Source organism: Rhodococcus sp. NPDC059968 (assembly GCF_042738615.1).
Classification (GTDB): domain Bacteria; phylum Actinomycetota; class Actinomycetes; order Mycobacteriales; family Mycobacteriaceae; genus Rhodococcus_F.
Map to the genome: position 1 here is coordinate 1 of NZ_JBHWUE010000068.1, position 9,406 is coordinate 9,406.

The window sequence follows — 9,406 nt, forward strand, 5'->3', positions numbered from 1 at the left end:
CGCAGGTCGGACGATCACCCACGCCCGTAACCAACTCGCTGACGCACAACGAAACTCACCACGGACACATCAGTCGATCGGTGGATTTAGGCTTAGTCTTACGAGTCTTCCATGCATGCATCAACCGTTGTTTCCTGCCGGCTAACAGGCAACACCGTTCTCGTGGGCGGTGCCGCACTGATCGTTGACAAGATCGTGCGGCTCGCCGCTGCGAACCCAGCACTTGAACAACTGGCGGCCCTCCCATCGATCGGTATCCGGATCAATGTCCATCGTCGGGGGGCTGTGATCACCGCGCAGGTCTGTGACCTCGTCGGCCGCAACCGCAACATAGTAATGCCCCTGCTGCCGACCAACCCTTCGCGGTCTCCGCCACCCTCGTCTCTGTCGGATATCTTCGCCGACCTACCGGCGGCGAAGACCCGATGTTCGAGAAACTCCACGAACACCGCGGCCACTCCTTCGCGCTCCGCTACGAATGCCGTGCCGGATACGGGGTCGCCGTGCGGCTGATCCGAACGGCACACGGCCCCATGTCCACGGTGTACACGGACGTACTTCTCTCCGGATGTCGATGCTCCGGTGACATCCATCAGATCCGCACTTGGCGCAGTCGTCAGCGGCACCTTCGCAGCCCCTATCGCCCGAGACCTCACCTACACCACCAGAGGCTCCCCCTAAATGGACCTCTACGTCATCGACTCGAGCGCTATGCCCATGGTCGCAGCGGCAACCGTCACCGAACCTCATGGGGTACCCCGACATCCGGCCAAATCGACGCCGCCCCGGCACTGTGATCGGTTCGACTGCAGCGGAGTTCAACAGTGGAAGTCAATGTAATTGACAGCTGCCAACCAACCAGGTGAATCGGCGCCTCCTACAAGATCACCAATCGCCCGACAGACGAAAGCACTCAAAAGCAATGCCCCACTTAACTACGCGACCATCCCGCCGCGCGATCGCCGATTCTGAGTCGGCCAGACCATCCAATAGCGCCGAACCCAACGTTGAAGCGGCGATTCGCAACTACCGGCGCCGACGCAACCACCGCCGCGCTGTCCGATCCGGCACGTTTCTCGGCCAGCTACAACGGAAGGAATTGAATGAATTCATCGGCTTCGCCGAAAAATGGGCACCCTACGGCGGCCCACCTGACGACGAGACTTTCGTTACGTTCGGAATGACGCCGGCCCGCTTTCGCCAACGACTTCACGAGCTGATCATCGAAGCCCGACAGGACACGCCCCTCGATACGGCGCTGAATCACCCGCTTGAACACCGCAAGACGGCGTAACGCTCCTCGCAAGCCCAGTCTTTCAGTGAGGGAACACCATCGCGCACAAGTCCATCACCACGAAACGCCGCCACACTGTCCGTATCAATCGTCTGCCTGAACCTTTGACGAGAACCATGGGTCGCAGCATTCGGATGAAACCCGAGAGATCCTCGATCCACCGCCGCCCACGCCGGGCTTCGGAAGAAACCGGGCAGATCATCAGCCCGGTGCTGCGCAGCGGCGCGCAACTCCTTCAACTGGAGGTAGAAGAAATTGCGTGAGTTGCCGTCCTGGTTGAGTGGAACGTCCAAGCTCGCGATCAACGGATCCTCGAGTTCCCACGGCTCCTCATGCGCGATCCACGAGACGGGGGCGTTCTCGGCCATCCACGTCAACAGCAGTGTCTCCCCTACGTGGAAGGCATACCGCTTACCCGAACCGACAAGGCGCTACAACCCGTTCCCGACCTCATCCGCGACCACCAGCAGTCGCTGGCACGGGGCGCGGCCTGGCAAGTACCTGCTCACGGTTGCGCGGTGAGGCAGCGAGGTAGACCGCAGATTTCAGCCTGCGGATCAACGATCGGACTCACGCGGAAGATGTCATCATAGCGCGGCGACAGCGATCTACGGAACCGTCCACACCCCGGCACCCGGCAACAACGTGACGCTCGGAGTCCCGGGAATCCCGACGGCGGCGACAAGCACTCCCGGCCCCGTTGGTACATACCCACGATTCAGCGTGCTTCTCGGTACCACCTGCGTTGTCCCGGTCGCCCCCGTCGATAGATTTCGCCACTGGATACTGCAGAAGCAATAGCTGGCATCGTCGCCTACAAATCGCGTCATCCCCGGTTTTTCAGGGTCGGTCTGCGCAATAACCCATCCACCGACGGCCGACGACAACATGTACGGCGGAGCAGCCGTTACACCGAACGTCGGAAGAAAGAACTGCACGTCCGCCGGTGCAGCGTGAGCAGTTGACGTCACGGACAACGCGATACCGAACGACGCGAGGACCGCGCTGGAAGCGGCGGCGATGCCGCGCACGACACGAGATATACGCACTGCCTGGGCCATGGTCGCCCCCTTCATGTCACCCCGCCACGGTAGAGGCGGACGATCCCCGTAGTAAGTGTCGCAAAAGCACAGCGATCGGCGGTGTCATTCGGGTGGGCTACATCAGCAACGTGCGACGGTCACGGCTCGCCCGAGGTGAGGACTTCCCCAGGCCTCCGCGGTGTTGGACGTTTGGCTGACAGGGCGGGGCGGGTCGGTTACAACTGAGAGGGCATCGACAGTGACGCGTAGGGTCACCCCCGCGATGGGGGCCGGACGACACCACGCGTCCGGTGGCCGATGCGTTCAGCGAAGGAGCAAACGTTCGTGCTCGAGAACGAATTCCACCCCGTGGTCCGCAACCCGTCGCCGCCCACCGATCCGCCGCCGCTCCGGCGAACGACTCGCCCGGACCGGGCACCGATGGTAGCCACTGGTCGATGCGGGGCTGCGCGGCAAACCCTGGTCGACGCCGAGCCGGAGCGAAAGTCCGAGGGCGAGGACGAGGACCAGCGTGAATCCTCGTCGATACCCGACGATCCGATCATCTGGCCCGACCCCAGCCCGCTCGCCGACTGGTGGGACGAGGTACTAGGCCGGCCGTCGACCACCTGAGGGCCCGCGGATCTGTTCGCATGTGTGGATCACTGCGGCCCAGTTTCGGCGTGTCGGCGGAAAGCACGGTCATGGCTGGTGCTGTGTGCTCTGCTGAAACCACACAGCGGCCGGGAGGTGCGGTGTGCGAGCTGGGTTCGGACTGATTCCGATGAGCCCGACCGAGGCGATGTTCGTGCTCCACGAGTCCCGTCGCACCCGATCGACGTGGCCACCCTGACCCTGTTCGATCCCCCGAACGGCACCGCACCCGCCGCCCACGCCGCCACCATGGTCGAGCGCCTGCGCGCCCACGCCGAGGCCGCGGACTTGTTCCGAAAACGCGCTTTCCGCCCACTGCACGGGTATCCGTGGTGGTCGGCTCGAGGACTCGATGCCCCTCGATCCGCAGCACCCAATGTGGGAAATGCACGTCATCGAGGACCTGACCGACGGACGCACCGCGGTGTACACGAAATTTCATCTGTCGCTGACCGACGACGCCTCCGGGATGAGGCTGCCGCACCGCACGCTCTCGGTCGACCCGGACCTCCGGGACTGCCCGGCACCGTCGAATCCGTCGGTCGCGGCCCCAACGCGACATCCCTCCCTCGACCCACGCGGGTTGCTGCGGTCCGGCCCGGGCATCACGCGGGAGATGGCGGCCACCATCCCTACCTTGGTCCGCGCCGGCTACCACGGACTGACCGAAGAACACCTGACGTTGCCGCTGCAGTCCCCTCCGACGATCTTCAACGCCCCGACCGGCCGCAGCCGCAAGGTCGCCGCCCGATCCTGGCCCCTGAAACAACTGCGCCGGCTCGCCGCCTGCACCGGTGCCCCTTCGGATGTGGTCGTGTCCCCGAGACGCCGTTGACCGCGATGCTCGCGGTCCCGCTCGACCTCGGCGAGGGCCCCACCATCGGGCCGGGCAGTTGAGCATCACCCTCACAAGCCGATCCGGGCAGCTCCACGTCGTGGTCGTCGGAGCTCGCAGCTGCGGCAGAACCTCGCCACGTACACCGGCCACCGCCCATTGCCTCCGACGGATAGGGGGAGCAGTGTGAAACAAGGGGAAATGACCGGCGACGCCGCGTCGGCGCCGCCCTGAGGAGAAGGGTGCCGATCGTGTTCGCACGCTCAACCACAATTCAAGCGCATCCGTCGTATATCGACGCCGGGATCAAACACGTCCGCGACACCGTGATGCCGGCATTGGCGGACGTCGAGGGCTGCCTCGGAATGTCCTTGCTGGTCGATCGCGGCTCGGGCCGGTGCATCGCGACCAGTTCGTGGCGGGACGAGGAATCGCTACGCGCCAGCGAGGGACCGGTGCTGAAGCTGCGCGACGACGCAGCCGAGGTCTTCCACGGCACCACGGAGGTATCGCGGTGGGACATCGCTGTCATGCATCGCGACCACCATTCGGAGCGCGGGGCCTGTTGCCGGGTCACGTGGTTCAAGACCGAGCCGGCCCACATGGACCGCGGCGTCGATGTGTGGAAGATAGCCGCACTGCCCAAGATGGAGGAACTCGACGGCTTCTGCAGCGCCAGCCTGATGCTCGACCACGCCGCGGGTCGCGGGGTGTCGTCGCTGACATTCGACAGCGCCGAGGCGATGGAACGCAACAGGGAACGCATTGACCGGATCCGGGACGAAGGAGTTCGCGAGGCGAACGCCGAGGTGCTCGATACATGCGAGTTCGAGCTCGCCATCGCGCACCTGCACGTCCCCGAGATGGCGTGAATGTCGAACTGCCCAGAAGCACAATCTCAGCCTGTTTCGACGGCCGCCGCAGCGGTTGGCCGTCATTCGAGACGGATACCGACAACGACAAGCGGTCTATGTGGATCAATCCCAACGACAAGATCAAACCCGACGACACAGTGGATCGAGGGTTGCGCCGGGGCGTGCAACCGGTAGCTCCCGCCCGCAGCTCGCCAATGCCACGACCGATCTGATACGCACGGTACTGCTGCCGAGCAGCGGGTGAAGCTGTCGAGATCACTATGACTCAGCCCCTCACCTCACCCGGGCCGTCGGCCCCTCCGACGCGCTGACCCGCACACAAGGTAGCGGCCGACACGCCGGGTGTAAGTGTGCACTGCTCGTCAGCACCATGGGTCGCGCCGACGGGGGAACCGGTGCCGAGGGCCTTGTGGAGTCATGGTCGAAGCTGTCCGGTGCGCAGCGAACCGGGTATGAGCACGGTGTTGTCGGTACGGGCTGCGCAGGTAGCGGGTTCCTGTCGACATCCATCGGCTCGGCTGACTCGTCCGCCGGCCGGGCCCCCATCCCCAGTCCGGCCGACTGGCGAATTGCCCGACTTGTCCTATCCGGGACTTTCGGCCTCGCGCGGTCGTCCGCACGTCCTGTACAACTAAACAGGGATGCCGGTTTGTGACATGAACCACACCTAACCGTTATCTTACGACCCGATTACCTGGAGCTGAACCCTCAGCCCCTGAAGTACCTGCAGTGGCAGTGCGGATACTCGACACGGACAGACGGAAGGAGGCCTCACATGCTGCTGCCGATGTCGCCGACCGATTCGCTGTTTCTCCTCGGCGACTCCCGGGCGCATCCGATGCACGTCGGTGGGCTTGCGATCTTTACTCCGCCGGAGGGCGCCGACGCGGCCGAGATGGGGGCGATGTTCGCGACAGCAGTGGACTCCGACGAGGTGGCCCCGATATTCCGCAAGCGGGCCCGCCGATCGGTGACCACGCTGGGGCAGTGGGGCTGGGACACCGCCACCGACGTCGACGTCGATTATCACGTGCACCGCAACGCCGTCCCCGTGCCGGGCGGCATGTGCGAACTGATGACGTTGGTGTCCCGACTGCACGGCACCCCACTCGATCGCGGCCGCCCGCTATGGGAGATGCACCTGATCGAGGGCCTCGCAGAGGGCCGCTACGCGGTATACACCAAGATCCATCACGCCCTCGCCGACGGCGCGTCCGCGATGAACCTGTTGCGCCGCAGCATGAGCGAGGACCCCACCCGCAGGGGTATGCCCGCCCCATGGCAACCCGCCGCACCCGCCACTGCGACTGGCATGGCCGGGCCGGCACCAGCGTCATCGATGCCGATGAATCTCCGCGGCCTACCAAGCCAAGTCCTGCGCGCCGCCCGCGACGCGGCCGGCGAGGTCGCAGGTCTGGCACCGGCGCTGGCCGGCACCGTCGACCGCGCCCTACGCGCCGAGGGCGGGCCGCTGTCGACGCGGGCACCGCACACAATGTTCAACGTCGCGATCGGGGGCGCCCGGCACTTCGCCGCCCGCACCTTTCCGCTCGAACGGATACGGCTGCTCGCCAAACACGCCGACGCCACCATCAACGACATCATCCTGGCGATGTCCGCCGGAGCACTGCGCACCTACCTGCACGATCTCGGTGCGCTGCCCGCCGAGCCACTGATCGCGATGGTTCCGGTCTCCCTGCGCCCCAACACCTCCGGCACCGATTCGGAATCCGCGAGCGGGAACCGGATCGGGGTCCTGATGTGCAACCTCGCCACCCACCTGCCCGACCCCGCCCACCGGCTCGACACAGTGCGCACCTGCATGCGTGAAGGCAAACACGCCCTCCGCGCGATGAGCCCCGGACAAGTGCTGGCGACGAGCGCCCTCGGCGCCGCCCCCCTCGGTATCGAGATGCTCCTCGGCAGGCGGGGACCGCAGCGTCCGCCGTTCAACCTGGTGATCTCCAACATCGCCGGGCCCGACACCCCGCTGTACTGGAACGGCGCCCGCCTCGACTCCCTCTACCCCCTGTCGATCCCGGTCACCGGACAAGCCCTGAACATCACCTGCACCAGCAGCGACGACCAACTCGTATTCGGGTTGACCGGCTGCCGGCGCACCGTCCCGAACCTGTACCCGATGCTCGACCACCTCGACATCGAACTCGACGCCCTCGAACAGGCAGTCGGCCTGTAAGCCACCCCGTGGCCGCCGTGACCGACGGCGCCGTGGTGACGGTGATGATCGAAATCCTCTACTCGACATTAGTTTCCCCCGGACAGGAAGGAAGAACACCCTCCGATGAGCACACCGAACACCTTGACCACCTCCCCACGCCCCGGCCTCCACAGGACCTCGATCAGTACCGAGGAGATCAGGACCCGGATTGCCGCCCTATTCGCCGATCGCCACTCGACCGGCGCCACCGACACAGCACCGGCGTCCGCCCGGTAGGAAGGAATCCCGTGAACACGCACAGGGCACTGCTCATGCTGCTGCTCGGCGGCACCGCCGCCCTCGAGGTCCTCCTCCGCCGCCCCACCCCGCGGCGCCGCGGCCACGGTGCCCCATTCCACGCCAACGGCTGACACAGCCGCCGCGCATCATCGTCCCCGGCCCTCGACTCACGAACGACCCGCCGACACCCCTCGGCGTCGTGGCTCGGCTATGCCGCGTTGCCATTCAGGGGCGCAGGACAGCGGGGACTCGCCCGGCGCTGCCCGGTTGATCCAGCGGATCGGCGGCTCGTACCGCCGCCTGCCCCCGACTGGTGCACAGTTAGAAGTCGACCCCGTGGCCCTCGAGCCACCGCGCAGGGGTGAACCACGCTGTATCGAGGTGATACTCCTTATCGAGGGCATCCAAGATCGCATGCGCATCCACCCCGCAGTAACTCTCGTACATCCGAACATGAAGCCCTGAACGCTTTTTCACTGCATCGAACAGAATGCCGTGACGGAACAGAACCGTTTCGGAAGGACGCACCATGAGGTTGCCGCCGCGGTCGGCCGCATCTCCGTCGACAACCTCCAGACACAACACCATGCGGGGATCTGTCGAAAGCACAACAAGCAGCAAATCCAGATCCTGCGGGTTCGTCACACCGTGCCATGGCCTTCTACCCTCCCTGCCGCCGACCGCCACGCAGTCGAGCGCCCGACGCCAGGGTCGACCTTCGACGATGTGCAACCGGCCACCGGGCCTCAGAGGCGGAAGCGGACAGTTCCCCGCCGACCCGGATGCGGAGACATGCGTAGTTCCGTGTTCGGTCGTCATAGTCCCGGCGTGCCCGCAGCCATCCGTCCTGAAACATCGGACTGCCCGCACAGGCCGGATCCGCGAATGCATCCACCGAGTCCCCCGTCCACCGCCCTCATCGTGAGGTCATCGCGTCGCCGCGAGCCCATATCGTTCCGGGCGCGGCGGCGCGGAATCGAACGCGAGTCACCGTGTCCATTTGGGGGGGACCCTGTCGGCGCGCGCGGCTGACCTGCGGGCATTGAGTATCGCGCCTCTTGGCTGCGGCTACTTCCAACACCCCGACTTGGATTCGAGCGGACCCGTCTGGTGGATGAGGCTCTTTCCGCCAAGATACTTTTCCGATTTGCTATTTTCGATGCATGCAGTGTCGAGTACAGCATTTTGGCTGAGGCGAGCATTGTGTAATGGACGTAGAGTAGGTGCGTAAAGTGACGAAGGAGTTGGAATGGCGCGCCAAATAGTTGTCGAACACGTCGACGATATCGACGGAACTGCCATTGCGGAGGGAAAGGGCGAGACGATCACCTTCTCCGTGAATGGAATCGACTACGAGATCGACTTGTCGGCGAGGAACGCGAGGGAGTTCCACAAGAAACTCGATCACTACATCGATTACGCCACGAAGACGGGTGGCCGCAAGAATCGATCCGCGGGCACACTCACGTCGAGTGGTGAGGTCAAACGGAAACCTGTGCGGCGGGACCGTGACCATGTGAGGGCAGTACGGGAATGGGCTCAGGAACAGGGCTATGACATCGGTGTTCGCGGGCGCATTCCTACCGCGATCGCAGAGGCCTACGACGCTGCGCACTGACGCCCGTGCGCCATTGCATTTGAGTTCCACGGTCGAGTGGATTGAATGGGAAGCCGGGGGGCGATCGGGCATTCGCAGGTGGCGTGTCGGCGAGGGTCCCTGCGCTAAATTCTGCTCCAAGATCTGTCATTCGACGCGAATGCCGGGTCTTGGAGCAACAGCAACCTACCGCCGCCCTTCCGCGGAACGATTTGTCCATCAGGCAAACCGCCCCAATCTCGTTTACGGCCCCTCGCGAGAATCCGACCTTTTCTGAGCAGCAGGATGATCAATGAATGATCGTGATGCCTATTCAGCGATTCGGCGGCGTTGTTCCAGCGCACACATGCCTACGCCACCCCGCCACGAAGTCACCCACACCTCGCAGGAGCGCAGAGCGCCACTACCATGAACAGAGCTGAGGCGTCGGCGGCGACGCTGCGGAAAATCTCGACAACGAGCAGGAGATGCACAGAGGCCCGCCGGTTAGCCGGATCGCAACGGTCACTGCCGTTCTCTGCAGATCTCTGCAGATTTCTGGCGTCCCGATTCCCCGGTGGTTCATGGTGGCCCCGCGCTGTGAGTCTTCCCGTCACCTCTCGCCTGTATCGATACCGAGATCAGTACGGATTCAAGCAGGCGCACACCATGGGGCCCGAGTATGGCCTGTT

General features: G+C 64.6%; 8 protein-coding genes and 1 pseudogene. 7 read left to right on the forward strand and 2 right to left on the reverse strand.

Going from position 1 to position 9,406, the window contains the following annotated elements; all coding sequences use genetic code 11:
• Positions 1-922 precede the first annotated feature (922 nt).
• Positions 923-1,294, forward strand: coding sequence for a hypothetical protein (locus ACFWAY_RS37600; RefSeq protein WP_378514135.1), 372 nt, complete (start codon positions 923-925; stop codon positions 1,292-1,294).
• Here ACFWAY_RS37600 and ACFWAY_RS37605 read toward each other — a convergent pair.
• Positions 1,264-1,704 (reverse strand): annotated as a pseudogene (locus tag ACFWAY_RS37605) (GIY-YIG nuclease family protein); the annotation flags it as partial. The gene ACFWAY_RS37600 and the pseudogene ACFWAY_RS37605 sit on opposite strands and share 31 nt — an antisense overlap.
• 957 nt (positions 1,705-2,661) lie before the next feature.
• Here ACFWAY_RS37605 and ACFWAY_RS37610 point away from each other — a divergent pair.
• From ACFWAY_RS37610 to ACFWAY_RS37630, 5 genes are all read left to right on the forward strand, one after another.
• A complete protein-coding gene (locus ACFWAY_RS37610) occupies positions 2,662-2,949 on the forward strand; it encodes a hypothetical protein (protein ID WP_378514136.1) in 288 nt (95 codons plus the stop codon).
• A gap of 373 nt (positions 2,950-3,322) precedes the next feature.
• On the forward strand, positions 3,323-3,805 hold the full coding sequence (locus ACFWAY_RS37615) for a wax ester/triacylglycerol synthase domain-containing protein (protein WP_378514137.1): 483 nt from the start codon (positions 3,323-3,325) through the stop codon (positions 3,803-3,805).
• Positions 3,806-4,047: 242 nt separating this feature from the next.
• Positions 4,048-4,677, forward strand: coding sequence for an antibiotic biosynthesis monooxygenase (locus ACFWAY_RS37620; RefSeq protein WP_378514138.1), 630 nt, complete (start codon positions 4,048-4,050; stop codon positions 4,675-4,677).
• 778 nt (positions 4,678-5,455) lie between these two features.
• Positions 5,456-6,877: a wax ester/triacylglycerol synthase family O-acyltransferase gene (locus ACFWAY_RS37625; protein WP_378514139.1), complete on the forward strand. Its 1,422-nt coding sequence runs from the start codon at positions 5,456-5,458 to the stop codon at positions 6,875-6,877.
• Positions 6,878-7,146: 269 nt separating this feature from the next.
• Entirely contained in the window at positions 7,147-7,269 is a 123-nt protein-coding gene (locus ACFWAY_RS37630) for a hypothetical protein (RefSeq protein WP_378458882.1), read from the forward strand.
• A 190-nt stretch (positions 7,270-7,459) separates the two neighbouring features.
• Here ACFWAY_RS37630 and ACFWAY_RS37635 read toward each other — a convergent pair whose 3' ends face one another.
• Complete coding sequence (locus ACFWAY_RS37635; RefSeq protein ID WP_378458881.1) at positions 7,460-7,783, reverse strand: hypothetical protein; 324 nt, start codon at positions 7,781-7,783, stop codon at positions 7,460-7,462.
• 604 nt (positions 7,784-8,387) lie between these two features.
• Here ACFWAY_RS37635 and ACFWAY_RS37640 point away from each other — a divergent pair.
• A complete protein-coding gene (locus tag ACFWAY_RS37640; protein WP_378458880.1) occupies positions 8,388-8,756 on the forward strand; it encodes an Lsr2 family protein in 369 nt (122 codons plus the stop codon).
• Positions 8,757-9,406 lie beyond the last annotated feature (650 nt).